The organism is Sphingomonas sp. S-NIH.Pt3_0716, assembly GCF_003950715.1.
Taxonomy (GTDB): Bacteria; Pseudomonadota; Alphaproteobacteria; order Sphingomonadales; family Sphingomonadaceae; genus Sphingobium; species Sphingobium yanoikuyae_A.
On the sequence record NZ_QLJK01000132.1, the window covers coordinates 1 to 609 of the forward strand.

Sequence of the window (609 nt, forward strand, 5' to 3'; positions counted from 1 at the left end):
GGTGCCCTGCGATGGTGCCGAACACCACGATGAACAGCGTCACCGTAGAGTTCGGCCGGTCCGGGGTTGGGCTGAGGAAATCGGTGCGCTCGCCGACGCGCCACCCTGCCCAGAAGCAGAGCCCCAGGAAAAGCAGCAGCAGTGCGAGGAACAGCGAGTAGCTGAACGTCACGGCCGTTACGCCGTGGCGGGAACCGCTACATCCTTGCTGTCGCGGTCACCGCCAGCGCTTGGATCGACCACATATACGCCGTTCTCGACGCGCGAGGCCTGACGCACGGCCGCCCACGTGCCGAACCTCCCCTTCACCTGCCGGGCCAGCCGCATAGATTTGGCAGTGTTCACGCGCCTGTCATTCTCCAACGCCTTAGATAGCGAATAATTCGTGAACATCCAACACGTGGCCGGGCGACGCCGGCCGGTGCTGTCGAGCCTACAGTCGGTCCTTAAGCGCCTTGGCCGGCGTGAATGTGATTTTCTTCGACGCCGCGATCGTGATCGCCTCGCCGGTCGACGGATTGCGCCCGGAGCGCTCGGGCGTGTCCTTCACCTTGAATTTGCCGAAGCCGGGAAGCGATATCTCCTCACCCTTGGCGGCCGCCTCCGCGA

2 protein-coding genes are annotated in these 609 nt (G+C 64.2%); both read right to left on the bottom strand.

The features are described 5' to 3' along the window. Positions 1-177: 177 nt before the first annotated feature. Positions 178-345 (bottom strand): hypothetical protein, encoded by a 168-nt coding sequence (locus BRX37_RS27030; protein ID WP_157105538.1) that lies wholly within the window; start codon positions 343-345, stop codon positions 178-180. A gap of 88 nt (positions 346-433) precedes the next feature. Continuing rightward, a partial coding sequence (locus tag BRX37_RS26440) for an HU family DNA-binding protein (RefSeq protein WP_164522561.1) occupies positions 434-609 on the bottom strand: 176 nt, incomplete at its 5' end.